General features: G+C 67.5%; 14 protein-coding genes. 10 read left to right on the plus strand and 4 right to left on the minus strand.

Translation table 11 applies throughout. The annotated features are described in order from the left end of the window. The first annotated feature begins 73 nt into the window (after positions 1–73). Both ptsP and nagE read left to right on the plus strand, forming a co-directional pair. On the plus strand, positions 74–2,554 hold the full coding sequence (ptsP, locus tag A7X12_RS00955; RefSeq protein WP_064309752.1) for a phosphoenolpyruvate--protein phosphotransferase: 2,481 nt from the start codon (positions 74–76) through the stop codon (positions 2,552–2,554). Further along, positions 2,551–4,269, plus strand: a complete 1,719-nt coding sequence (nagE, locus tag A7X12_RS00960) for an N-acetylglucosamine-specific PTS transporter subunit IIBC (RefSeq protein WP_064309753.1) — start codon at positions 2,551–2,553, stop codon at positions 4,267–4,269. The genes ptsP and nagE overlap by 4 nt, the downstream gene beginning before the upstream one ends. Positions 4,270–4,301: 32 nt before the next feature. Here nagE and A7X12_RS00965 read toward each other — a convergent pair whose 3' ends face one another. From A7X12_RS00965 to A7X12_RS00980, 4 genes are all read right to left on the minus strand, one after another. Next, the gene (locus A7X12_RS00965; protein WP_064309754.1) at positions 4,302–4,700 is read right to left on the minus strand and encodes an STAS/SEC14 domain-containing protein; all 399 of its coding nucleotides are present in this window, start codon (positions 4,698–4,700) and stop codon (positions 4,302–4,304) included. A 72-nt stretch (positions 4,701–4,772) separates the two neighbouring features. Continuing rightward, positions 4,773–5,549: a J domain-containing protein gene (locus A7X12_RS00970; protein ID WP_064309755.1), complete on the minus strand. Its 777-nt coding sequence runs from the start codon at positions 5,547–5,549 to the stop codon at positions 4,773–4,775. A 117-nt stretch (positions 5,550–5,666) separates the two neighbouring features. Further along, positions 5,667–8,552 carry a beta-galactosidase GalA gene (gene galA / locus A7X12_RS00975; protein WP_064309756.1) on the minus strand — a complete coding sequence of 962 codons (2,886 nt, stop codon included), beginning with the start codon at positions 8,550–8,552 and terminating at the stop codon, positions 5,667–5,669. A gap of 34 nt (positions 8,553–8,586) precedes the next feature. Next, on the minus strand, positions 8,587–9,324 hold the full coding sequence (locus A7X12_RS00980) for a GntR family transcriptional regulator (RefSeq protein ID WP_064309757.1): 738 nt from the start codon (positions 9,322–9,324) through the stop codon (positions 8,587–8,589). 251 nt (positions 9,325–9,575) lie between these two features. On the opposite strand from A7X12_RS00980, the gene A7X12_RS00985 reads away from it, so the two are divergent. The 8 genes from A7X12_RS00985 (at position 9,576) to A7X12_RS01020 (ending at position 26,167) form a co-directional block, all read left to right on the plus strand. Then, positions 9,576–11,897 carry a beta-N-acetylhexosaminidase gene (locus A7X12_RS00985; RefSeq protein ID WP_064309758.1) on the plus strand — a complete coding sequence of 774 codons (2,322 nt, stop codon included), beginning with the start codon at positions 9,576–9,578 and terminating at the stop codon, positions 11,895–11,897. Next, positions 11,894–14,482: a beta-mannosidase gene (locus A7X12_RS00990; protein WP_064309759.1), complete on the plus strand. Its 2,589-nt coding sequence runs from the start codon at positions 11,894–11,896 to the stop codon at positions 14,480–14,482. The genes A7X12_RS00985 and A7X12_RS00990 overlap by 4 nt, the downstream gene beginning before the upstream one ends. Continuing rightward, positions 14,482–17,043, plus strand: a complete 2,562-nt coding sequence (locus tag A7X12_RS00995) for a glycoside hydrolase family 3 C-terminal domain-containing protein (RefSeq protein ID WP_064309760.1) — start codon at positions 14,482–14,484, stop codon at positions 17,041–17,043. Before A7X12_RS00990 ends, A7X12_RS00995 begins: the two co-directional genes overlap by 1 nt. An 8-nt stretch (positions 17,044–17,051) precedes the next feature. Continuing rightward, positions 17,052–18,479 (plus strand): glycoside hydrolase family 125 protein, encoded by a 1,428-nt coding sequence (locus A7X12_RS01000; RefSeq protein ID WP_064309824.1) that lies wholly within the window; start codon positions 17,052–17,054, stop codon positions 18,477–18,479. After that, positions 18,476–20,800: a GH92 family glycosyl hydrolase gene (locus A7X12_RS01005; protein ID WP_064309761.1), complete on the plus strand. Its 2,325-nt coding sequence runs from the start codon at positions 18,476–18,478 to the stop codon at positions 20,798–20,800. The genes A7X12_RS01000 and A7X12_RS01005 overlap by 4 nt, the downstream gene beginning before the upstream one ends. Next, entirely contained in the window at positions 20,800–23,001 is a 2,202-nt protein-coding gene (locus A7X12_RS01010; RefSeq protein WP_064309762.1) for a hypothetical protein, read from the plus strand. The genes A7X12_RS01005 and A7X12_RS01010 overlap by 1 nt, the downstream gene beginning before the upstream one ends. Then, entirely contained in the window at positions 22,998–24,920 is a 1,923-nt protein-coding gene (locus A7X12_RS01015) for an alpha-L-fucosidase (protein WP_064309763.1), read from the plus strand. The genes A7X12_RS01010 and A7X12_RS01015 overlap by 4 nt, the downstream gene beginning before the upstream one ends. A gap of 257 nt (positions 24,921–25,177) precedes the next feature. Beyond that, positions 25,178–26,167: a N(4)-(beta-N-acetylglucosaminyl)-L-asparaginase gene (locus A7X12_RS01020; RefSeq protein ID WP_064309764.1), complete on the plus strand. Its 990-nt coding sequence runs from the start codon at positions 25,178–25,180 to the stop codon at positions 26,165–26,167. Positions 26,168–26,169 lie beyond the last annotated feature (2 nt).

The raw sequence follows: 26,169 nt of genomic DNA on the forward strand, positions 1-26,169 counted from the left end.
CGCCCTGAGCACGATCGCGCCGCCCTCTTCCCATGACGACGCCAAGGCCGGGGCCCTCGCCATCGGCGCACCGATGGCCGGCTGGCTGATGCCGCTGGAGGAGGTTCCAGACCCCGTCTTCGCGCAGCGAATGCTGGGTGACGGCGTGGCGATCGATCCTACCGAAGGCTGCCTCTACGCGCCCTGCGACGGTGAAGTGACGGTACTGCAGCCGACCGGCCACGCGATCACCCTGCGCGCCGGCGACGGCATGGAACTGCTGATGCACATCGGCATCGACACGGTGCAACTGGGCGGCGCCGGCTTCGATCCGCAGGTGAAGGTGGGCGATCGGGTGCGCGCAGGCCAGGCCCTGATCCGCTTCGACCTAGACGCAGTGGTATGCGGCGCACCGTCCGTGGTGACGCCGGTGCTACTGATCGCACAGGACGGCCTGACGATCACGGGCAAGCACGGCGGCGGCATGGTTGCACCGGGAGAGCCAATCTTCGCGATCCGGCGCGGCGATGTCTCGGCCGAGGCGAGTACAGAAGCCGTGGGTGAAACCGCCTTCCGCGACGTGATCGTGCCGCTGGCGCACGGCATCCACGCCCGCCCCGCCGCAAAGCTGCGCGAAGTGCTGGTACCGTTCGCCGCCAAGGTGACGATCACCAAGGGCACGCAGAGCGCCGATGCGCGGAGCCCGGTGCGGCTGATGACGCTGGGCATCAAGCTGGGCGATGCGATCCGCATCACCGCCGAGGGCGGCCGCGCCGACGAAGCTGCGGCAACACTCGCCGCGCTGATCGAAAGCGGCATGGGCGAGAAGGCCGATCCCACAACCGCTGCGGCGCCCTCTCCTGCCGCGGCCGTCATCGTTTCGCCGACAGCAAATGAGCCTGGCCTGCTCGCGGGCGTGCCCGCCGCGCCGGGCCTCGCCATCGGAACCGCCCGCTTCTTCCGCCTGCCGGAACTGACGATCGATCCGATCGGCAAGGGCGCGAGCCTAGAGCGCGCGCGGCTGGAGGATGGCATTGCCCGCGTCATTCGGGCGATCGATGGCGATCTGAGCCACGCAGCCGGTCCGATGCGTTCGATCCTGGCTGCGCATCGCTCGATGCTCGACGATCACGAGCTGCTGGAGGCCGCGCGTCAGGCGATCCTCGACGGTGCCAGCGCCGGCATGGCGTGGCGCCAGGCAGTGCGTCCCCAGGCCGAACTGCTCCGCCAGAGCGGCGACGCGCATCTCGCCGAACGGGCCGACGACATGGTCGACCTGGAGCGCCGGGTCATCTCGGCGATCGAGGGCGTACAGGACGCCCCACTGTCGTTCCCGCCCGATACCATTCTTCTGGCCGACGACCTCCTGCCCTCGCAGGTAACCGCGCTCGATCCGGCACAGGTGCGCGGCTTCTGCACGGTGCGCGGCGGCCCGACGTCACACGTCGCCATCCTCGCCGCGAGCCTGGGCATTCCTGCCCTCGTGGCGATGGGCGCACCGTTGCGCGCCGTGCGGGAAAGCGAGACGGTCATCCTCGATGCCACCGCAGGCACGCTCCGGGTGGCACCGACCGGAACCCAACGCAGCGACGCTCGGACCCGCGTCGATGCCCGCGCCGCCGCGCTGGCGGCCGCGCGGGCCGCAGCTGGCGCGCAGGCCAAGCTCGCCGACGGCACGCGCATTGAAGTGTTCGCCAATCTCGGTTCGGTACGCGATGCCGAGCGTGCGGTGGCGGCGGGTGCCGAGGGCAGCGGCCTGCTGCGGACCGAATTCCTGTTCCTCGATCGCGAGACGCCCCCCGGCGTCGCCGAGCAGACCGCCGAATATCAGGCGATCGCAGACGCGCTGCAGGGCCGCCCGCTGATCATCCGCCTGCTCGACATCGGCGGCGACAAGCCCGCGCCTTATCTGCCGATCGCGGCGGAGGAGAATCCGGCGCTGGGGCTGCGCGGCATCCGTGTCGGCCTCGCCCATCCGCAGGTCCTTGAAGACCAGCTACGCGCGATCCTGGGCGTGCGCCCGATCGGCATCGCTAAGATCATGCTGCCGATGATCGCCAGCGTAGGCGAGCTGCGCGCGGTTCGGGCGGTTCTCGATCGCCTGCGCGGCGAGCTCGGCATCGTCGAGAATGTCGAGCTCGGCATCATGGTCGAGACGCCGGCCGCGGCCGCAACCGCCGACCTACTCGCCGCCGAAGCCGACTTCCTGTCGATCGGCACCAACGATCTCACCCAGTACACGCTCGCCATGGACCGCGGGAACCCGGCGGTGGCCAGCGGCATCGACGGGCTCCACCCGGCGGTGCTGCGCCTGATCGCCGATACCTGCCGGGGCGCCAGCGCAAAGGGCCGCTGGGTCGGCGTGTGCGGCGGACTTGCCTCCGATCCGCTGGCGGTGCCGATCCTGGTCGGCCTCGGTGTCACCGAGCTTTCCGCCACCGTCTCGGTGGTGCCGGAAGTGAAGGCGCTGCTCGCTACCCTCACGCTGGAGCGCGCCCGCGCCCATGCCGCCGCCGCGCTGGCCTGCGCCACCGCCGCCGATGTCCGCCGCCTTGCCCGGGAATTCACCGCATGAAGCAGATCCTCGAAACGCTCCAGCCGCTCGGCCGCGCGCTGATGCTGCCGATCGCGGTGCTGCCCGTGGCCGGCCTGCTGTTGCGGCTCGGCCAGCCAGACCTGCTCAACATCGCCTTTGTCAGCGCCGCCGGCGACGCGCTGTTTTCGCATCTTGGCCTGCTGTTCGCGATCGGCGTGGCGACCGGCTATGCCAAGGACGGCAACGGTGCGGCCGCGCTCGCCGGCATCGTCTGCTTCCTGGTCTCGACCGAGGCGGGCAAGAGCCTGCTTGCGGTACCGGACACGATCGGTGCGGGCCTCGACAAGGATCAGGCGGCGCTGGCCGTGGCGGCATGGAAGGCCAAGGCGGTCGCCCGGCTCGACGTGCCGATCGGCATCGCCTCGGGCCTGATCGGCGGCGTCTTCTACAACCGCTTCTCGGCGATCAAGCTGCCCTCCTATCTCGCCTTTTTCGGCGGGCGGCGCTTCGTGCCGATCGTCAGCGGGCTGGCGGGCCTGTTCATCGCGGTGATCGTCGGCGTGGGCTTCCCCCACATCAGCGCGGGCGTGGACGGGCTGAGCCACGGCATTGCCGGCGCGGGCGCATTCGGCCTGTTCGCCTTCGGCGTGCTCAACCGCGTGCTGCTGGTGACCGGTCTCCACCACATCCTCAACAACGTGTTCTGGTTCGTCCAGGGCGACTATAACGGCGCGACGGGCGACCTGCGCCGCTTTTTCGCGGGCGATCCGAGCGCCGGCGCGTTCATGGCCGGCTTCTTCCCGGTGATGATGTTCGGCCTGCCCGCCGCCTGCCTCGCCATGTACCGCGCCGCGCTGCCCGAGCGCCGCAAGGCAGTGGGCGGTCTGCTGTTCAGCCTCGCGCTCACCTCGCTGCTGACCGGCGTCACCGAGCCGATCGAATACAGCTTCATGTTCCTCGCCCCCGCGCTCTACGTCGTCCATGCGGTACTGACCGGCGTGGCGATGGTGGTGATGGACCTGCTGGGCGTGAAGCTCGGCTTCGGCTTCTCCGCAGGCCTGTTCGACTATATCCTGAATTTCGGCAAGGCGACCAAGCCGCTGCTGCTGATCCCGGTCGGGCTGGTCTATTTCGCGCTCTATTACGGCATCTTCAGCTGGGCGATCCGCCGCTTCGACCTGAAGACCCCGGGCCGCGAAGCCGAGGCGCCCACGACGACGGAAGCTGCCGGCACCGCGACGGCGGGTTCGCGCGGCGAGGCGTTCGCTCGCGCGTTGGGCGGCCCAGCAAACCTGGTCGAGATCGGCGCCTGCACCACCCGCTTGCGCTTGATCGTCGCCGACCAGAGCAGGGTAGACGATGCAGCGCTCAAGGCGCTTGGCGCGCACGGCATCCTGCGCCCTTCGGAGCGCGCGCTGCAGGTGGTGCTCGGCCCCATCGCCGATGTCGTGGCGGTAGAGATCCGCGACGCGACTGCGCGCGGCGGCGTTGCGGCGCCTGCGGCTCCCGTGACCGCCCAGGCGCCCGAAGCGCCCGTGGCGCTCCAACCTGCGGCGCTGGCAGCACTGGGCGGCGCGGCGAACATCCGCTCGGTCAGCGCGCATGACCATCGCCTGCGCGTGGAGATTGCGGACGCCGCGCGTGTGGACGACAGCGCGCTGGTCGCACTCGGCCTTCGCGGGGTTGCCCGCCCCTCGGCCGCGGTGCTGCACCTGCTCGGCGACGATACCGCGCTCGAAAAGCTCCGCCGCTGACGATTCCGGCGCAGCCCCGAAGGGGCCCGCGCTCAAGCGTTACCCGCGTTCGTCCCTTCCTCGGCTGGCCCCGAAGCGTCGTCGCCAAGCAGCCAGTCGAGGGCGCTATCCGCATCGTCGAAGACGCGGAGGTACGGCTGCGTCATCACCCGCAAGACCTGCATCCGCTGCAGGGCGCTGGCCGTGACGACGGCGATGCGCGAGGCCTTGGGAAAGTCCCGGAAATTGTGCGCGAAGGATTCGAGCGTGTCGCGCGGCTGCACGGCGCTCCGGCGCATGTCCATGCGTAGCAGGTACCCTGGCTTTAGCCCTTCGGCGAGAAACTGTCGCAGGCATTGCTGGGCATATTCCGGAACTTGATCGGGCAGGAAGATGCTGTGCCAGGCGATGTCGAGGAGGCTGCGCTCGGGCTGGAAGCGGATCGTGTACATCGCCACCCATTATAAAGCGGGCGCCTTTGCAAAGGCTTAATTGCCGCAAGAGGAGCCGGGACGGGATCCGCCTTACGCTGTGCAACTTGCCTTGGCGGCGGCACGAGCCTCGGCGAGCGCCTTGAGGATGCGTATCGTCTGATGCTCGGCCTGCGCCTTCAGGTGCCGGGGCGCGGTCATCCAGCGATCGGGGTGATATTGCTTCAGTAGGGTGCGCCCCTGCGCCTCGAACTGGGCCCTGGTTGCGTCGGGCGCTACTTCCAGCACGGTCCACCAGGCATCCTCGACTGTCGGCGGCGGCGGCGGGGGAGGCCCTGCCGCCGCGTTCTCGGAGGCACGGCGGCGGGCCTCGTGCCACGCCAGCCGCGCCTTCCGCTCACCGTCCAGGCGCAGGCGGTCTGCGGCGAACAACGAGGACACCGCGATCGCGACCGTGCCGCCGCCGATAAACAGCAGCGAGGCGAATTCCAGGCTTTGCCAGGGAAGCGCGGCGAGGCCGTGGGCCTTCATCTCGCCGAAGATCGCGGCGCAGAAGATGCGGATTGCGACATAGGCGGCGCTGAGCGCCATCACCCACCGCGCCGTATAGCCGATCGCGTTCAGCATCGCCTGCTTCAGCCCCGATGCGAGCGGGCGCCGAAGACAGAGTAGCAGCGCCAGGCCCAGCGCCCCGATACAGCCTGGCACGGCCCAGTGCTTGCCCAGGTTGTAGGTAGCAGCCGTCGCGCCCAGCCAGCCCACCCCCCACCAGAGGAAAAGGCCCCAAAGCGCGTTACCGGTTGCAAAATCATGCGCACGGAAGGCGCGCCCGACGCGCTCGCCGACCAGCCATCCGATCAATCGATTCATGGCGCCCCCTTGGTGCCGAAGCCCTAAGGTTAGCGGTACCAACCAGCCATGAACGGACTTGGTTAACGTGGTGGAGGGGTATCGGATCGCCCGGCCGAGCGCCCCTCCCCGATCAGCTCAGCGCGGCGTCAAGGTAACCTTACCGAGCAAGCCGGACGGCGCGTTCGCGACTGCCTGGACGATCAGCTCGATTGTCCGCTGGCCGGCCCCGGCGGGAAACTTCGCGTCCAAGGCGGCGGGCGCAGCGTCGGTCTTCTCGGCGACTTTCTTGCCGTCGATCCACAATTCGGCTCGGCCGCCGATGCTGGCGAAGCGCAGGGTTCCGCCTTCGGCAGCGACGCGCTTCCATGGCGTCACCCGATTGGCATAGACGCGCCAACCCGCCTGGGGTTCGGCAGGCGTCGGTACGGCGCTGCGCAGGCTGGACCAGCTATTATTGTCCGGCACGAGTCCGGGCGTCGGCTTCGCCGCCGTGGATGGCGAACGGCGCCAGTCCCCCAGCACCATCAGCGGCGGGGTGACGCCGATCTGCGGGCGCGGCGTGATATCGGCGCGGTCGATGGTCAGCAGTGCGGGTTTCAACCCCTCGGCGGTCGCTCGAACGGTGATCTTGCCGCGGCCGGTGCCCGCCTGCACCAGGATCTGGGCGAGGCCGTTGAACAGCGAGCGGGCATTGCCCTTCTCCGGCTCATGGCTGTTCGGGTCACCATTGCCCACGCCGAGGATCGCCGCGCCCTCGACCGTGAAGTTGGCCATCAGGTTCGCCGTCGGCACGTGCCGCCCCTTCGCGTCCACCGCGTCGATGGTGATCGGCTGCACGTCCTCGTCGTCGCCCGCCATCACCGTGCGCGCCGGGGTGAGCCGCAGCGCGACCGGCTTGCCGACCGTCTCATGCACCATGCGCGCGACGACCTTGCCCCCGCGCATCGCCTGCGCCTCGAGCCGGCCGGGCGCATAGGGCACCTGCCATTCATTGCCCTGCAGCCGATCGACCTTTTGCGTGCCGATCGTCTTGCCGTTGAGCAGCAGCGTCACGCTCTCGGCATTGGAGGCGACGAACACCTTGATATTCTGCCCTTCCTTTCCCGGCCAGGTCCAGTGCGGGACGAGCCACACTACCGGCGCATCGTCGATCCAGGCGGCACTGTGGATACCGAACGCGGTCTTGGGGAAGCCGCACAGATCCATGATGCCGAAGAAGCTGGCGATGGTCGGCCAGTCATAGGGCGTCGGCTCGCCGTGATAATCGAATCCGGTCCACACGAACCCACCCGCGATGAAGGGCTTGGCGGCAATCAACTGCCACGCCCTGCGATGGGTATTGCCCCAGGCAGCAGCCTCGTCATCATAGGAGGTGATGACGTGCTTGGCCGGATCGCTCGCAAAGGCGCCCCGCGTCTCGAAGGCGCTGGTATCCTCGGAGCTGGTGCTGGGCCGGCCCGGGTTCAGCCGGTGCCACTTCTCATATTCGTCCTGGTAATAGTTGAACCCCATCACGTCGACGACCGAGGACACGTTCGACGGATTGTAGAAGGAGCCGTTCATCGCCGAGGTGACCGGCCGGCTGTCGTCGAGCTTGCGCACGGCGGCTTCCATGCGGCGGACCATCTCGACGCCCGCTTCGGTGCCCTGCATCGGTTCTTCATTGAACACCGACCAGAGGATCACGCTCGGATGGTTGCGGTCGCGCCGCACCATCCAGCTGAGCTGGGCAAGATAGTCGGGCGCGGGATTGAAGTGGCGGTTCTCGTCCATGACGAGGAAGCCCATCCGGTCGCACCAGTCGAGCAGCTCCGCGGTCGGCGCATTGTGCGACATGCGGATGGCATTGCAGCCCATCGCCTTCAACCGCTCCAGCCGCCAGCCAAGCAGCGCGTCATATTGCGCGACGCCGACCCCTGCATGGTCCTGGTGGATGCACACGCCCTTGAGCTTGACGTGCTGATCGTTGACGAACAGGCCCTGATCGGCATCGAATCGGATCGTGCGGAAGCCGATCGCGGTGCGGCGCTCGTCGATCAGCTTGCCATCGCGCAGCAGGCGACTGTGGATGGTGTACAGCGTCGGCGTGTCCACCGACCAGAGCCTGGGGCTGCCCAACGACAGCGTCAGTGCAAGCTCGGCCCGGTCCAGCACCGGGACGCTGCCGGCGGTGGTGCCGGACGCCACGCGCTTGCCGCTGGGATCCAGCAGTTCCACCTCAAGCGCCACCGCCACGGGCACGCGCTCGATATTTCCCGCGGTGACGGTGACCGGCACGTTCCAGCCCGTGTCCGTCTTGCGGGGATCGCAATGCACACCGTCGGTGATGATCGAGACCGGCGCGCGGCGCACGAGCCAGGCATGGCGATAAAGCCCCGCCCCTTCATACCACCAGCCTTCCATCGCCTCGGCATCGACGCGAATCGCAATGACATTGTCTTCATCGCCGAACCGCGCGAACGGCGTCATGTCGACGATGATGCTGGCATAGCCGGACCAGCTGTGCGCGACGATGCTGCCATTCACCCACACCGTCGCATTCGTGGCGACGCCGTCGAGGTGCACCTCGATCGTCTTGCCGTGATCGGCGGGATCGAGCGTCAGGCGTCGACGGTACCAGCCGATGCCGCGCTTGCGATAGCCTTGCGAGACATTGGCGGTCTTCTCGAACGGCTGGAACGACGCCCAGTCATGCGGCAAGCGCACTTCCATCCAATCGCTATCGTCATAGGCGGGTGCGGCGGCGCCGCGTGCGGCTCCAGCCTTCACGCTGCCATAGGTTTCGTCATGGTCCCGCGGCGCGGGCGGGACCACATCGCCCTCATGGAAGCGCCAGCCATGCTCGATGCGGGTCCGCGTGGGATCGCCGTCCGGCAGGCGCGGCATCAGCAGCGTCTTCGGCGCGGGCATGGGCAGGCCATCGCCCTCTACGATTCGCGCCGCCGCCTCGGCCTCGGGCATCCCAAGCGAGGCAAGCACCCCCAACCCCGCGCTGCCGAGCAGCAACTGGCGACGATCCATCAACAACACTCCCCCCAACGCAAAACAGACCGGCTCAGACGTCGCTGAGTTCCGCCACGAAATCATAGGCATCGCCCCGATAGTAGGAACGCGTCACCTCAGCCGGACGCCCGTCGCGCAGGAAGGCGCGACGCTCGATCAGCAGGCCGGCATGGCCGGGATCGACACCAAGCATCTTTGCGTGCTCGCCCAGGAACGGCACCGCGCGCAGCCGCTGAAGCGCGCGCACCGGCCGGTTCCCGGCAGCTTCGAGTGCGGTGTATAGCGAGTCCCCCACCGCATCGACGGAGGGCAGGCAATAGCCGGCGATGGTCGAGAACTCGAGCGCCATCGGCTCGCCATCGGCAAAGCGGATACGCGAGAAGCGCAGGACGCCCGCGCCCGGCGACAGGCCCAGCGCCATTGCCTCTTCCGGCGTTACCTGACCGACGGAGCGCGCGATCCAGCTGCTGCTTGCGGCGCGGCCGCGGGCAGCCATGTCTTCGGTGAACGAGGAGAGCTTGGAGAAGCTCTTTTCGACACGCTCGGCAACGAAGGTGCCGGCGCCGCGGCGGCGCGTGAGCAGCCCTTCCTCGACCAGGCCGCCGATCGCCTTGCGCACGGTGATACGCGACACGTCATATTCCACGGCGAGGTCGCGCTCCGGCGGAATCGCATCACCCTGGCTCAATAGCTTGCCGCTGATCGCCTCTCGGATCAGTTGCTGCAGCTGCAGATACAGCGGCGACGGATTGCCTTCGCGAAACCGGCCTATCTGATCCGAAAACGTCATCTGTCCTCCCCCTTGCCTGACACCGTTGCCCGACCGGACCACAGTGCCTACAGCAGGTTTCCCGCAGAACGAACCCGCGTTCCTACGGACTTACATTGGTACGATGATACCAACAGCCGCAAAGGTCTAGGTCAAGAGGCTAAATGCAAAGAACTTTGTCCGTTCGCGCAAGCCTATTGTCCGATAGGATCTAAATTGGTTACACCCTTGCTTCGGCCCCGCTCGGCGGCCGCACGAGAGGGGAGTATCGGATGGGCGCGTTTTTGAAGCAGGCAAGGTATTCGGGCTGGATGGCCCTCTTGCTGTCCTCCACCGCGATTGCCCAGACCGTGCCGCCGCTAACCCCCCTTCCCGCCAGCGTCACCATGGGCAAGGGCAGCTTCACGGTGAGCAACGGCACCGCCATTTCCGTGCCGGCGGGCGACAACGCCGCCGCTGCCGCCTCCCGCCTACTGGCGGCGCATGTGAAGACGGAACGCGGCCTCACCCTTGGCACCGCCGGCTCCAACGGCTCGATTCGGTTCGAACGCGATCCGGCGATCAAGGGCGACGAAGCCTATCGCATGACCGTCGACGCCAAGGGCGTGCGCATCGCCGCCTCGGGCGATCGCGGGCTGCTGTACGGCGCGATGACGCTCGCGCAGTTGCTCAGCCCCGATCACGGTTTCGGCAAGCCAGTGAAGCTGCCCGCCCTGGACGTGGAAGACGCGCCCCGCTTCGGCTGGCGCGGGCTGATGCTCGACGTCGCCCGTCACTTCCAGCCGATCGAATTCGTGTACGGCGTGGTCGACCAGATGGCGTCCGTGAAGCTCAACACGCTCCACCTGCATCTCACCGACGATCAAGGGTGGCGCTTTGAGGTGAAGCGCTATCCCAAGCTCACCGAAATCGGCGGCTGGCGCACCCCGCCGAGCACGGGCGGCGCGCCCGGCCCCAAGGTCGGCGGCTTCTACACGCAGGAGCAGCTGAAAGCCCTGGTCGCCTATGCCGCCGAGCGCGGCGTGACAATCGTCCCCGAAATCGATTTGCCCGGCCACGCCCAGGCGCTGGTCGCCGCCTACCCGGAACTCGGCATCTTCGGCGACCATACCGAAGTGTCGCACGACTGGGGCGTGAACCCCTACCTCTTCAACCCCGGCCCCAAGGGCATCGCCTTCGTCAAGCAACTGCTCGACGAGTTGATGGCCGTGTTCCCCGGCACCTATGTCCATCTCGGCGGCGACGAGGCGGTGAAGGACCAGTGGGAGCGCTCGCCGGAGGTGCAGGCGCAGATCAAGGCGCTCGGCCTCAAGGACGAGAATGCGCTGCAGAGCTGGATGATCGAGCAGTTCGGCGCCTATCTCGAACAACATGGCCGCCGCCTGATCGGCTGGGACGAGATCCTCGAAGGCGGGCTGCCGAAATCGGCCTCGGTAATGTCGTGGCGTGGCGAGAAGGGCGCGGTGGAAGCCGCGAACCAGGGGCATGACGTGGTGCTGACCCCCGCCCCGACGCTCTATCTCGACAGCCTGCAGAGCGACCGGCGCGACGAGCCGCCGGGCCGCCTGTCGATCCAGACGCTGGCCGACGTGTACAAGTACGAGCCGATGCCGGTCGGCATCGACGCCGCCAAGGCGAGCCATGTGCTGGGCGCGCAGGGCAACGCGTGGAGCGAGTATCTGATCACGCCGTACCAGGTGCAACACATGCTGTTCCCGCGCGCCGCGGCGATCGCGGAGATCACCTGGTCGGGCAAGGACAAGCGCGACTTCACCGGCTTCGTCACGCGCCTTCAGCCGCAGATGGCGCGCTGGCGCCGATCGGGCATGGAAGTCGCCGACAGCGCCTTTGCGGTCGACTACAAGCTCCAGGGCACCCGCGGCGATGCGCTGCGGGCGAACCAGGCCAAGGTGGCGCTGACCACCCAGACCGGCTTCGGCACGATCCGCTACACGCTCGACGGCAAGCAGCCCACGGCGAAGTCGCCGGTCTACAAGGCGCCGCTGACGCTCAAGCCCGGCACGACGATCGCCGCCGCGGCGTTCGACGCTGCGGGCGTGGCCACCGCGACGCCGCGCACCTTCGACACCAGCCGCGCCGCGCTGCTCACCCGCACCAGCTCGGACATGATCGCCTGCCCCAAGGGCGCGTTGGGCCTGCGCGTGCCGCTCAATGCCGAGGCGCAGGAGAATGCGCCGGTGTTCAACGTCAACCTGTTCGACACCTGCACGGCATACCCGGCCGCGCCGCTGGACGTCGCGACCGGCTTCACCGTCGATGTCGCCCGCACCCCGCGCAACTATGGCCTCGCGCACGACTTCAACAAGGTGCGGGCGCATTACAACGTCAGCACGTACGGCGAGCTGATCGTCCGCGCGCGCTGCATCGCCGCCGCCAAGGACCCGTCGATCAAGCCGATCGTGGTCGGCACCTTCCCGCTGCCCGATCCCGCCAAGGCGCCGCAGCAGTTCCGCTTCACCGGCACGCTGCCCAAGCTCGGCGGCGACGAGGATCTGTGCTTCCAGTTCACCTCCCCGCTCAGTGACCCGTTCTACACGGTCGAGCGCGTGGTGCTGACGGAGAACGCGAAGTGACGGCCCGCTCGCTCGCCCTGCTGCCGCTGCTTGCACTGGTCACGCCGGCCTGGGCCGATCCGCGCCAGTCGATCTCGCTCGACGGCACCTGGCAGGTCCGCATCGACCCCAGCGACGCCGAGGCGGCCAAGGCGCATCCGAAGGAAGCCGCCTGGTTCCCCGCCAAGGTCCCCGGCAGCGTCCAGCAGGACCTGATCGCGGCGAAGCGCGTGCCCGATCCCTATAAGGGCATCAACGAGGCGCCGATCCAATGGGCCGGCCTCACCCGCTGGCAGTTCCGCCGCACGCTGAATGTCACGCCCGAGATGCTGGCGCGCGACCATCTCGACCTGGTATTCGACGGGCTCGACACCTTCGCGAGCGTTACGCTCAACGGCCGCAAGCTGATCGAGACCGACAACGCCCACCGCCGCTGGCGGGTGGACGCCAAAGATGCGCTGAAAGCCGGCGCGAACGAGCTGGTCGTCACCATCGCCTCGCCGATCAAGACGCTGCAGCCAATGGTGCTGGCGGAGAAATTTCCGCTGCCCGGCGAATATGATTCCGCGTTCGGCGACGAACCCAAGGGCAAGCAGACCTCGCCCTATATCCGCAAACCCAAGTACGATTACAGCTGGGACTGGGCGCCGCGCCTGGTCAAGATCGGCCTGTGGCGGCCGGTACGGCTGGAGGCCTGGGACGATGCCCGCATCGACGGCTTCCGCGTCGATCAGGAAGCGCTGAACCCCGCCGAGGCCCGGCTGGTGGCACGGTGGAAGCTGCTCGGCGACCGCGCGCGCGCCGTCACCGTCCGCACCCGCATCACCGGCCCCGACGGACAGACCGTCGAAGCGGCGCGCACGCTCACCCTCGGCGCTGGCGAGAACGCGGTCAGCGTGCCGCTCACGTTAGCCAAGCCCCAGCTCTGGTGGCCGGCGGGCTATGGCGCGCAGCCCCTCTACAAGGTCGAGGCGACGCTGGAAGAAGACGGCGCGGTCAGCGACCGCGTCTCGCAGCGCATCGGCCTGCGCACCGTCGAGCTGCTCACCCAGGGCGGCGGCTTCGGCTTCCGCGTCAACGGGCTGCGCATCTTCGCCAAGGGCGCGAACCTGATCCCGTTCGACATGTTCCCCAACAACGTGTCCGAAGCGCGCATGCGCCGCATGCTCACCGATGCGCGTGACACCAACATGAACATGATCCGCGTCTGGGGCGGCGGATACTATCTCGACGACGCCTTCTACGCCGCCGCCGACGAGCTCGGGCTGATGGTGTGGCAGGACTTCATGTTCGGCGGCTCGATCACCCCGCCCGACGCGGCGTTCCGCGAGAATGTGCGCATCGAGGCAGAAGAGCAGGTCGCCCGGCTCCAGCCGCATCCGTCGATCGTCGGCTGGAACGGCGGCAACGAGATCCTGTCGGGCTGGGAAAACTGGTCCGATCGCAAGGCGTTCAAGAAGAATGTCGGCGCCGACGAGCAGGAGCGGATCGGCGCGGGCATGGCGGTGCTGTTCGATCGCACGCTGCGCGACGCGGTGCTGAAGGAAGCGCCGGGCACCACCTATTGGCCGGGCTCGCCATCCAACGACTATACCGGCCCGGTCGATACCGATGCGACCGGCGACCGTCATTTTTGGGACGTGTGGTCGGGTTCCAAGCCGGTCGAGAACTACCTGAACGGCTGCGCGCGGTTCATGTCCGAGTACGGCTTCCAGGCGATGCCGAACCTGTCGACGATCCGCGGCTTCGCGGGCAACGGCCCGCTGGCGATCGACAGCCCGATACTCAAGGCGCACCAGAAGTTCCTGGCTGGCGAAGGCAATAGCCGCCTCCAGCTCTATCTCGACCAGCGGCTGCGCAAGCCCGCCGACTTCGCCGATCTCGTCTACCTCACCCAGGTGAACCAGATGCAGGCGATCGGCATGGCCGCACGCCACCACCGTGCCTGCGCGCCGATCACCATGGGTTCGCTTTACTGGCAGCTCAACGATGCCTGGCCGGCGATCAGCTGGGCGAGCATCGACTATGACGGCCAGTGGAAGCTGCTCCAGTACGAGGCGCGCCGGATGTTCGCGCCCCAGGCGATCGTCGCCGAGCACAAGGACGGCGTGACCCGCCTTGCTGCCGTGTCCGACGCGACCAGGCTGATCGCCGCCGAATGGCGCGTGAGCGGTTTCACCATGGACGGCAAGCCGCTGGGCGCAAAGGCGTCGATATTCGACCTGTCGCCGGGCGCGCTCGAACTCGCCACCATCGCCGATGCCGATCTGTTCGGCGCCACTGCGCCCGCCGACAGCTATGCCGTCGCCGAGTTGTGGATCGACGGCAAGCCGGTCTCGCGCGCCATCCTCGAACGGTCCCTGCCCAAGGACATGGCCTATCCGGCCCCGCGCCTGTCCGTCCGCTGGCAGGGCAAGCAGGTGACCATCACCGCCGGCGCCCTCGCCCGCGCGGTGATGCTCGATTTCGGCACCACCGTCGCGCAGCCGAGCGACAACGGCTTCGATCTGCTGCCGGGCGAAAGCCGTACGCTCACCGTCACCTCCGAGGCGACTGCTGCTGCGCTCGCCCGCGCCCTCACCCTTCGCACGCTGGGACCCCGTTGATGCCCCTTCTTCCCCTGCTTCTCCTCGCCGGCGATCCCGATCCGGTCGCTGCCGCCATCGCCAAGATGACGATCGAGCAGAAGGCCGCGCAGCTCCAGAGCACCGCGCCCGCCGATCCGACCATCGGCCTGCCCGCCTATGACTGGTGGAACGAGGGCCTGCACGGCCTCGCCCGCGACGGGTACGCCACGGTGTTCCCGCAGGCGATCGGCCTCGCCGCCACCTGGGACGTGCCGCTGCTCCACAAGGTGGGCGACACCGTCGCCACCGAGGCGCGCGCCAAGTTCAACGCGAAGCCGGTAAGCGCCGACCGCAAGATCTATGAGGGGCTGACGATCTGGTCGCCCAACATCAACATCTTCCGCGATCCGCGCTGGGGTCGCGGCCAGGAAACCTATGGCGAGGATCCCTTCCTCACCGGCCATCTCGCGATCGGCTTCATCCAGGGGCTGCAGGGTCCGGACCCGGCACACCCCAAGGTGCTCGCCACACCCAAGCATTTCGCGGTGCATAGCGGTCCCGAAGCCGGGCGCGACGGCTTCGACGTCGATCCCAGCCCGCAGGATCTGGAATCGACCTACACCCCCGCCTTCCGCCTCGCCATCACCGAGGGCAAGGCGCAGTCGCTGATGTGCGCGTACAACTCGATCCACGGCACGCCGGCCTGCGCCGCGGGCGGATTGCTCAACGACAAGCTGCGCAAGGACTGGGGCTTTACCGGCCTGACCGTCTCGGACTGCGACGCGGTGGCCAACATCCACAGCTTCCACCATTACAGCTTGGATGCAGCGGAAGCCGCTGCGGTCGCGATCAAGGGCGGGAACGACCTGAATTGCGGCACCACCTATGCGGCGCTGCCCGAGGCGGTGAAGCGCGGGCTGGTCAGCGAGGCGGAAGTGGACGTGGCGCTGAAGCGCGCGCTCGACGCCCGCCGCGCGCTCGGCATCGCGTTCGGCGGCGCCAATCCGTGGGGCAAGATCAAGCCGAGCGAACTCGGCACCCCGGCCCGCCGCGCGCTGGCGCTGGAGGCCGCGCGCAAGGCGATCGTGCTGCTCAAGAATGACGGCGACCGCCTGCCGCTCGCGACCGGCGGCCGCATCGCGGTGATCGGCGCCAATGCCGACGATCTCGGCGTGCTGGAGGGCAATTATCACGGCACCGCCAAGGATCCGGTGACCCCGCTCGACGGCATCCGCCGCCAATTCGGCGCCGATCGCGTCGTATATGCGCAAGGCTCGCAGCTGGCCGAGGCCGGCGCGGTGATCATGCCCGAAACCGCCTTCCGCGCCGGGGGCAAGCCTGGCCTGAAGGCCGAGTATTTCGCCTCGCCGACGGTTACCGGCACTCCGGTGGCCACCCGGCAGGACCGACGCATCGACTTCAACTATACCCGCGCAGCACCGCTGCCGGGGTTGAACCCCACCGGCTTTGCGGTGCGCTGGAGCGGCGAGTTTACGCCCCCAGGCGCGGGCGAGTATGAGCTTGCGGTCGACATCCCCGCCTGCTGGAAGGACTGCACCACGCACGACGCGGTACGGCTGTGGGTCGACGGCAAACTCCTCCACGACGGTCCGCTCGGCAAGGCGCGCGTCGCGGTGAAGGTCGCCAGCGAGGGCCGCCCCGTGCCCTTCCGCATGGAGATCGACCATCGCAGCGAGGATTTTGGCGTCCGCCTGATGTGGCAGCCCCCGGCCGAGCCGATGCTCGCCCAGGCACTCGATGCCGCCAAGAACGCCGACACCATCGTCGCGGTGCTCGGCCTGTCGCCCGATCTCGAGGGCGAGGCGCTCAGCGTCTCGATCCCCGGTTTCGTCGGCGGTGACCGGACCGACATCGCGCTGCCTCGCCCGCAGCTCGAATTGCTGAAGGCGCTGCGCAAGACCGGCAAGCCGCTCGTCCTCGTCCTCACCAGCGGCAGTGCGGTGGCGGTCGACCCGAGCCTCGCCGACGCGATTCTGGAGGCCTGGTATCCCGGCGAAGAGGGCGGCACCGCGATCGCCGAGACGCTGGCGGGCAAGAACAACCCGTCGGGCCGTCTGCCGCTGACCTTCTACGCCTCGGTAGATGATCTGCCGGCGTTCGTCGATTACGGCATGAAGGAGCGCACCTATCGCTACTTCACCGGCAAGCCGCTCTGGGGCTTCGGCCATGGTCTGAGCTACACCAAGTTCGCCTATGGCGATGTGGCAGTGAAGGCCGCAGGCATCGGCCAGCCGGTGCAGGTCCGCACCACGCTCACCAACGCGGGCAACCGCAGCGGTGAGGAAGTGGCACAGGTCTATGTCGTGACGCCGGCCGCCGGCAAACCAGGCGGGTTCACGACGCCGGTCCTCCAGCGCCAGCTCGCGGGCTTTCAGCGGGCGTCGCTCGCGCCGGGCAAGTCGGCCAGCCTGTCGTTCACGCTCGATCCGCGCAGCATCAGCAGCGTCGCGCGCGACGGCACCCGCCGGGTGCTGCCGGGCAGCTATCGCGTCTGGATCGGCGGCGGCCAGCCTGGCGACGGCGCCGGCCAGTGGGCCGAATTCACGCTAACCGGGGACGCGCAGGTGCTGCCGAAATGATCGCCGAAATGATCAATCGCCGCACCCTGCTCGGCTCGGGCCTCGCGCTCGCCGCCACCCCCGCCTTTGCCGCGAACGAGGCTGCGTTCGTCAGCAAGCGGCCCGCGCCGGCCGAACGCCGCTTCGTCAGCAAGGCGGTGGAGCGCGAAATCGTGCGTGTTTCCAGCAAGATCGCCGATCCCAAGCTGCGCTGGATGTTCGGCAATTGCTATCCGAACACGCTCGACACCACCGTGAAAATGGGCGTGGTAGACGGCAAGCCCGACGCGTTCGTCATCACCGGCGACATTGATGCGCTCTGGCTGCGCGACAGCTCAGCGCAGGTACGGCCCTATCTGCATCTGGCAAAAGAGGACGCCGATCTCCGCCGCCTGTACCAGGGCCTGATCGCTCGTCAGGCCCGCTGCATCCTGCTCGATCCCTACGCCAATGCCTTCCTCTCGGATCCGCATGCCCACACCAAGCTGAGCTGGGCACTGCACGACAAGACCGAGATGAAGCCCGGCGTCGCCGAACGAAAATGGGAGATCGACAGCCTCTGCTATCCGATCCGGCTCGCCCATGACTATTGGAAGGCGACCGGCGACACCACACCGTTCGACGCGCAGTGGGCGGAGGCCGCGCGCGCCATTCTCCGCACGTTCCGCGAGCAGCAGCGCAAGGACGGCCCTGGCCCCTATCGCTTCCTGCGAAGCAGCGACCGGCCGACGGAAACGCTGATGCTCGATGGCTATGGCCCGCCCAGCCGGCCCATTGGTCTCATACATTCGGGTTTCCGCCCATCGGACGATGCCTGCGTCTATCCCTTTCTGATTCCGTCCAATTACTTTGCGGTGACGACGCTGCGTGAGCTGGCCGCGCTGGCGGCGGCGGTGCGGAACGACGTGGCGCTCGCCAACGACGCCAAGGCGCTGGCCGATGAAGTCGCGGCGGCGCTGCGCGAATACGGCACGATGCGACTGCGCGACGGGCGCGAGGTGATCGCCTTCGAAGTCGACGGCTTCGGCAACGCAATCTTCATGGACGACGCCAATGTCCCGTCGCTTTCCAGCCTCGCATATCTGCGCTGCGTCGATCGCGAGGACCCTCTGTGGCAGCGCACGGCGGCGGCGGCGTGGAGCGCGGCCAATCCCTATTGGTCCCGCGGCAGTGTCGTCGAAGGCATTGGCGGGCCGCATGTCGGCCTCGACCATGTCTGGCCGATGTCGTTGATTATGCGCGGATTTTCATACGACAGCGATCCGCGAACGCTTCGCAATATCCTGCGAATGCTTAGCAATAGCGATGCCAGGACAGGCTTCATCCATGAAGCCGTGGATCAGAACGATCCCTCCAAGTTCACGCGCGACTGGTTCGCATGGGCCAATGGCCTGTTCGGCGAACTTCTTCTCCACCTCGCGACGGTGCAACCCAAACTTCTCCAGGAAATGCTGTGACTCCTACCCGACGGCACCTTCTCGCCAGCAGCGCGGCCGGCTTGGCTGCCGCAGCCGCGCCGCGAACCGTTCTGGCAAAACCCATAGCTGAAAATGCGCCTAACCTGTTCGTCGGCACCGGCGGGACCGGCCACACCTTTCCTGGTGCCACCCTGCCCTTCGGCATGGTGCAGTTGAGCGCGGACACGGGCGTGGAGCGCTGGGAAACCTGTTCGGGTTATTATCACAGCGACGGATCGATCCTGGGCTTCTCGCACACCCATCTTTCCGGCACCGGCATCGGCGACCTGCTCGACCTGCTCGTCACCCCCGGCCGGGGCGCGGTGCTGTTGCAGCCGGGAACGCGCGAGAAGCCCGAAACGGGCTATCGCCAGCGCTACCATGACGAGCATGCGCAGCCCGGCTATTACCGTGTAGCCCTCGCCAACGGCGTGCTCGCCGAGCTTACCACGACCGAGCGAACTGGTTGGCATCGTTACACTTTCCCGGCCGGCTCCGGACATTTGCTACTTGACCTGTCGCACCTCGTCCTGGACAGTTCGGATAGCCCGCCGCTGATCGCGGACGCGCTGATGGAATTGGAACCGGACGGCACGATCACCGGTCGGCGACAAGTTTTCCGCTGGGCCAAGGGTCGAAAGATCTTCTTCGCGCTCCAGCTGTCGCGCCAGCCCGATCGGATCACATTCTACGGCGATGACGATGCGGAGCAGCCGACGGGGAGCAGCAAGGTCACCGGCCGGAGATTGAAGGCGGTCCTGCATTATGCGGATGCCGGAAATGCCCCAATTCTCGTACGTTGCGGGATCTCGGCGGTGGACGTCGCGGGGGCCCGCGCCAACCTCGTCACCGAGGCGGGACATTGGGACTTTGATCGGACGCGCCGCGATGCCACCGCCCGGTGGCAACCGGCGCTGGATGCCGTCCGTGTCGAGGGCGGCACGGCGGATCAGCGAACGATCCTCGCAAGCGCGCTCTACCACGCCCAACTCGCACCTACCCTGTTCTCGGATGTGGACGGCCGCTATGCCGGACTGGACGGTCAGATTCACACCGTTCCGAAGGGCGATGCAGCCTACAGCACCTACTCGCTTTGGGACACATATCGGGGGCTGCATCCGCTGCTCACGCTGATCGCGCCGGCGCGCGCCAAATCGCTTGTCGACGATCTGATCCGGCAAACGGCGCAATCGCGGTATGGCCCGCTTGTCTGGCCGCTGCAGGGCAAGGAAACGGGAACGATGATTGGCTGGCACGGCGTGGTGCCGCTCGCCGAAGCGCAGGCCAAAGGCATCAAGGCCGATTACGCCGCCGCCTGGCCCGCGATCCGCCGCCGCAGCTTCGATTTCACCGCGCCGGACAAGGACAACAGCAAGGGCCGCGATCTCTACGATCGCATGGGCTATGTACCTGCGGACAAATGGTTCGAGAGCGTGAGCCGCACCCAGGAATATGCCTATGACGACTGGGCATCCTCGCATCTGGCGGCCGCTATCGGCGAGAAGGGCGATGCCGAACGTCTGCGCAAGCGCTCGCGCAACTGGCGCAATGTGATCGACGGCAACATCGGCTTCGCGCGACCGCGCTTCGCGGACGGCAGCTGGTGGACACCCTATGATCCCGTCCAGCTCGGCCACATGCCCAAGCCCTGGTGGCGTGACTATACGGAGGCGAATGGCTGGCAGGCGACTTTCCTCAACCAGCACGACATCTACGGGCTGATCGCCCATATGGGCGGGGACTCGAAATTCGAGGCGAAGCTGGATGCGCTGTTCAACGCGCCTTCCACGTTGCCGGCCAATGCGCCGCCGGACATTTCGGGACTGGTCGGCCAGTACGCGCACGGCAACGAACCCGACCAGCACGCGGCCTATCTCTACGCCTATGTCGGCGCGCCGTGGAAGTCGCAGGCGATGGTGCGCCGGCTGTGCACCGAGATGTACAAGAACGATCCCGACGGGATCATCGGCAACGACGATTGCGGACAGATGAGCGCGTGGTTCGTCTTCTCGGCATTGGGGTTCTACCCGGTCGATCCCGTAGAGGCGATCTATGTGTTCGGCTCGCCGCTGTTCGAACGGGCGGAAGTCATCGTCGGCGAAGGCAAGCGGCTGGTGATTGAGGCGCCGGGCAACCGCGCCGATACACCCTATGTCGCGGCCGTCCGCTGGAACGGCAAGCCGTGGCGCAAGAGCTGGATCGCCCATGCCGATTTGGTGAAGGGCGGCACGCTGCGTTTCACCATGTCGGACAAGCCCAACCCCGCCTTCGGCCGCACGCTTGCCGATCGGCCGCCCTCCAATGGGCGCGCGCCCGGCTGATGCTGGTCGCCGGCGCGCTCCTGGCATCGGCCTCCTGCGTCACGTCCGGCGCAGGCGGTGAGGTCGCCGCCGAGCTGCTGCGCAGCCGGCTTGAGGAGCGCCATGCGCCCTGCGCGCATGTCCTGCTGGCACCGCGGCAGCGCGTGGAAGCGGCCCTGCCCGCGTCCCGACGCGCGGCGTGGCGGGACGTGGCGCCTCGGAGAGTTGCAAGCGACGGCTTTGCCGTCCGCAGGGTCGGCGACACGCTGGTGATCACAGCGCAGGGCACGCGCGGGCTGGTTTATGGCGCTGGCTGGTACCTGCGGAACGGCGCCCGGCCGCTCCGCTACGACAGCGCACCCGCGCAGCCGGTGCGACTGACGCAAATCGGATATCGCGCCAAGAACAACAGCTACGATGCCTGGACGCTGGCGATGTTCCGCCGGCGCATCGAGGACTTTGCGTTATGGGGCGCGAGCGGCGTGCAGGTTATCGCGCCGGTATCGGACGACGATGCTACAAGCCCACTGTTCCCGGCCCCACCGCTGGAGACGCTGCGCGGCATTGGCGTGCTTGCACACCGGCTGGGCATCGACTTCGCGCTCTACTATCCGAACCTGCGCGACTATGAGACGCAGGAAGAACGCAGCGCCGAGCTGGAGCGCTTCCGCGCCCTGCTCGGCGAGCTTCCGCAGGTGGATGCGCTGTACGTACCCGGCGGCGACCCGGGGCACGCCACGCCCGACCGGCTTTTCCCATTGGTCGCGGCGGAAGCCGCGGCGTTGCGCGCGCGCAATCCCGCTGCCACGGTCTGGATCTCGACCCAGGGCTTCGACGCGGCAGGGCTTGATGCCTTCTACGCCCAGTTGGCCCGCCGTCCGCGATGGCTCACCGGCATCTTCGCCGGCCCACAGACGCGGGATCCTGTGGCCGTGCAGCGGCGACATGTGCCAGTCGGATATCAGCTGCTGCTCTACCCCGACATCGCGCATACCATGCACGCGCAAGTGCCCGTCGATCGCTGGAGCCCTGCCTTTGCGCTGACCGAGGGTCGCGAGCCGATCAACCCGCGTCCGCGGGCAATGCAGGAGTTGTTCACCCGTCTGGCACCCGACAATGGCGGTTTTGTCACCTATTCGGAGGGCGTAAATGACGATGTGAACCAGTTCCTCTGGTTCCGGATGGGTTGGGATCCAACCGTGAAGCTCGATGCGTTCGCACGGGCGTATGCGACGACCTTCATCGGCGATCCCGCTGCGGCCCAGGCGCTGTTCGCACTCGAAGACAATTGGACCGGCGATCCCGCCGCGAATACCGGCATCGACGCGACGCTGAGACTGGTGGATGGCCTGGTACCCGCCGCCTGGGCCGACTGGCGGGTCGACGCACTCCGCTACCGTGCGGTCTATGACGCGATCGTTCGCCATCGCCTGATCGCGGCGCGCGCCCGCGAGGCAGCGGCGCGGGCCGCGCCGGATGCAGCGAGCGCCCGCGCGCTGCTCGCCGAGGCCGATCCGACGCCGGTTTCGGCGCTCCGCACGCGGCTGTTCACGCTCGCCGAGCGGTTGTGGAAGGGCGCCCGGCTCCAGCTCAGCGTGAAACGCTACGGTGCAACCAGTATCGAGCGCGGTGCCAATCTGGACCGAGTCGATGTCGACCTGAACGATCGCGTCTGGATCGAGCGTCAGCTCGCCACCCACTCCCCCGCCCAGCTCGCCGACTATGCGCGGGCGAAGGAAGGTGCGCTCTACGACGATCTCGGCGATCCCTGGAACGCGCCCCACCTCGTGCGCGGCAGCAGCCCGCTCGCCGATCCGCTGCGCTTCCACGGCGCGGTGGAGGGCATTGCCGACCGCACGCCGAACGACGGCTGGCGGATGTCGTGGATCAGCTATGCCGAAAGCCTCTACGACGCACCGCTGCGGCTACATTACACCGGCCTTGATCCGAAGCGGCGCTACCGACTCGTCGCCACCTATGCCGGCGAGGACTATTGGCTGCCGATGCGCCTCGTTGCCAATGGCGGCATCGAGCTCCACCCTCCGCTCGATCGCACGACCAACCCGATGACGGTGGACATCCCCATCCCCGCCGCCGCCACGCGCGGCGGCACGCTCGATCTCGCCTGGACGCGGCCCGCCGGCATGGGCGGCAGCGGCCGTGGTCATCAGGTCGCCGAGACCTGGCTCATCCCCGAACCCCTCTCCGGAGAACGCAAATGACGACCCTTTCCCGCCGCGCGCTCGTCGCCGCCGGCATCGCCACCCCGGCGCTCGCCCATGCCGCGACCGGTGGCGCCACCAGGACGCCCGCTCCCCGACCCTTTGGCGCCACGCCCAGCGAGCGCCAGTGGAAATGGCACCAGCGCGAGCAATACGCCTTCATTCATTTCTCGATGAACACCTTCACCGACAAGGAGTGGGGCTATGGCGACGAGGACCCCAAGACCTTCAACCCCAGCGACTTCAACGCCGACCAGATCGTCGCGGCAGCCAAGGCGGGCGGGTCGAGGGGCCTGATCCTGGTCTGCAAGCATCATGACGGCTTCTGCCTCTGGCCGACCAAGCTGACCGAGCATTGCATCCGCAACAGCCCCTACAAGAATGGCCAGGGCGACATCGTCCGCGAGATGTCCGATGCGTGCAAGCGCGCCGGCCTGCCCTTCGGCGTCTATCTCTCGCCCTGGGACCGCAACCATCCAGACTATGGCCGCCCGGGCTATATCGCCTATTACCGCGCCCAGCTGACCGAGCTGTGCACCCAATATGGCAAGCTGTTCGAAGTGTGGTTCGACGGCGCCAATGGTGGCGACGGCTATTATGGCGGCGCGCGCGAGACGCGGAAGATCGACGCACCGGCCTATTACAACTGGCCGTCGATCGTCGCCCTCGTCCACCAGCTCCAGCCCGATGCCTGCACCTTCGATCCGCTGGGAGCGGACATCCGTTGGGTGGGCAATGAAGATGGCGTGGCGGGGGATCCTTGCTGGCCGACGATGCCCAGCCACCCCTATGTCCAGAGCGAGGGCAATTCGGGCGTGCGCGGCGGCGCGCTGTGGTGGCCGGCGGAGACCGATGTCTCGATCCGTCCCGGCTGGTTCTATCACGCGGACGAGGACTCGCGGGTCAAAAGCCCCGAACGTCTGATCCAGCTGTACGACGAGTCGGTCGGCCGTGGGACCAATCTGAACCTCAACCTGCCGCCGGACCGCCGCGGCCGCATCGCCGACCAGGATGTGAAGATACTGAAGAGCTATGGCGATGCGATCCGCGCCACCTTTGCACGCGATCTGGCCAAGGGTGCGGTCGCCCATGCCAGTGCCACCCGCGGTACGGGCTTCGAAGCGGCCCGCGTACTCGACGGCAACCGCGAGACCTACTGGTCCACTCCGGAGAGCACGACCAAGCCGGTGCTGACGCTGGAACTCAAGCCGGGAACGCGCTTCGACGTGATCCGGCTGCGCGAATATCTGCCGCTGGGCGTGCGGGTGACACGCTTTGCGGTGGATGCGGAAATCGACGGCCGCTGGCAGCTATTGGCGGAGAAGGAATGTATTTCCGCCCAGCGAATCCTGCGCCTGCCCCAGCCGATCGCCCCGCGCCGGGTGCGGCTGCGCATCCTTGACGCGCCGGCCTGCCCCGCCATCGCAGAGTTTGCGCTGTTCCGGTCGGTCGCGCCGGTGCCGGTTGCGCCGATCGTCTCGTCGGATCCTACCGTGCTCGACACGCGCAGCTGGAAGATCGTCTCGGCGAGCGCGCCGGGCGCGGACAAAGTGATCGATCGCGATCCCGGAACGATCTGGATGGCAGCCGCGCCCACGCCGGGCGCACCCGTTGATGTGACCATCGACCTCGGCCTGGAAACCACGCTCGCCGGGTTCAGCCTCACGCCGTCGCGCCACGTCATGACCGACGCCGCCCCGCCCAAAGGCTATCAGGCCGAAACCAGCCTCGACGGAAAGCAATGGCAGCCGGCCGCGAGCGGCGAGTTCGGCAACATCGCCTATGCGCTTTCCACGCAGCGCATCGCCTTCGGCGCGCCGCGTGCTGCGCGATATCTCCGCCTTCGCTTCGCCGAGACGGCGCTGCCGGAGCCCAAGCTGGCCATTGCCGAGATCGGCGGCTTTACCGCACCGCGCTGATCGTCGGCACCTTTCCGGCGGACCGCTGCGTCGGCGCTTGCATCCGTGAGCGCCGACGCGTTGCGTTTGGGCAACATTCGGAGAGAAAAATGGTATCGAGCGCTACCATCTGCTGTCATATATAAAACCAGTTTCTCCATTTGGTATTGTATACCGATAGAACCTATGACAGCATCCCTTCCAAGCGGTGACAGACAGATGACGCGCCGCCTTTCAACCAGGAGAGCGGTGCAGCGGCGCCGCGTGGGGATGCATCGATGGGACTGGGTCGACGCGAGGCTTTGAAATTGGGGTTGGCTGGCGCGGCGGCGCTGCCGGCCGGGACGGCGCTGGCGCAGACTGACGCGTCGCGCGCGCTGATCGTCTCAACCTGGGACTTCGGCGCGGCGGCGAATGCGGCGGCCTATGCCCAGTGGAAGAAGACCGGTTCGCTGATCGATGCGGTCGAGGCCGGCGGCTGGGTGCCCGAGGCCGATCCGAAGAACCATTCCGTGGGCTTGGGCGGCTATCCCGACCGAGACGGCCATGTCACGCTCGATGCGATCATCATGGACGATCGCGGCAATGTCGGGGCCGTGGCGGCGCTGGAGGACATTCTTCACCCCGTCTCCGTGGCGCGGCGCGTCATGGAGAAGACCCCGCATACCTTCCTGGTCGGCGAAGGCGCGCGTCAGTTCGCCCTCGAACAGGGCTTTCCGAAGACGCGCCTGCTAACGCCCGAAGCGGAGGCGGCTTGGCGCGACTGGTTGAAGACCGCCAAGTACAAGCCCATCGCCAATATCGAAAACCAGCGTGGTTCAGCGCTCGATCACGATACGATTGGTATCGTCGCCTGTGATGCCAATGGACGCCTGGCAGGCGCATGCACCACCTCCGGCATGGCGTTCAAGCTGCGCGGCCGTGTGGGCGATTCGCCTCAGGCCGGATGTGGCCTGATGGTGGAGCCCGATGTCGGTGCGGCGACGTCCACCGGTGTCGGCGAGGAAGTGACGCGGATTGCCGGTTCGGCGCGCGTCGTCTCGTCGATGCGCGCGGGCATGGATCCGATGGCGGCCTGCCGCGAGGCCGTGCTGCACATCGCGAAATTGCGCGGCGATGCCGTGAAGGACGCGCAGGTCGCGTTCCTCGCCATCGACCGCAACGGCCGGGTCGGCGCCTATGCGCTCCAGCCCGGCTTTACCTATGCGGTTACCGATCTTGGGGGGGCGACGAGCGTGCTCGCCGCCGAAAGCCTGCGCAAGAAATAACA

Origin of the sequence: Sphingomonas sp. TDK1 (assembly GCF_001650735.1) — a bacterium.
Classification (GTDB): domain Bacteria; phylum Pseudomonadota; class Alphaproteobacteria; order Sphingomonadales; family Sphingomonadaceae; genus Sphingomonas.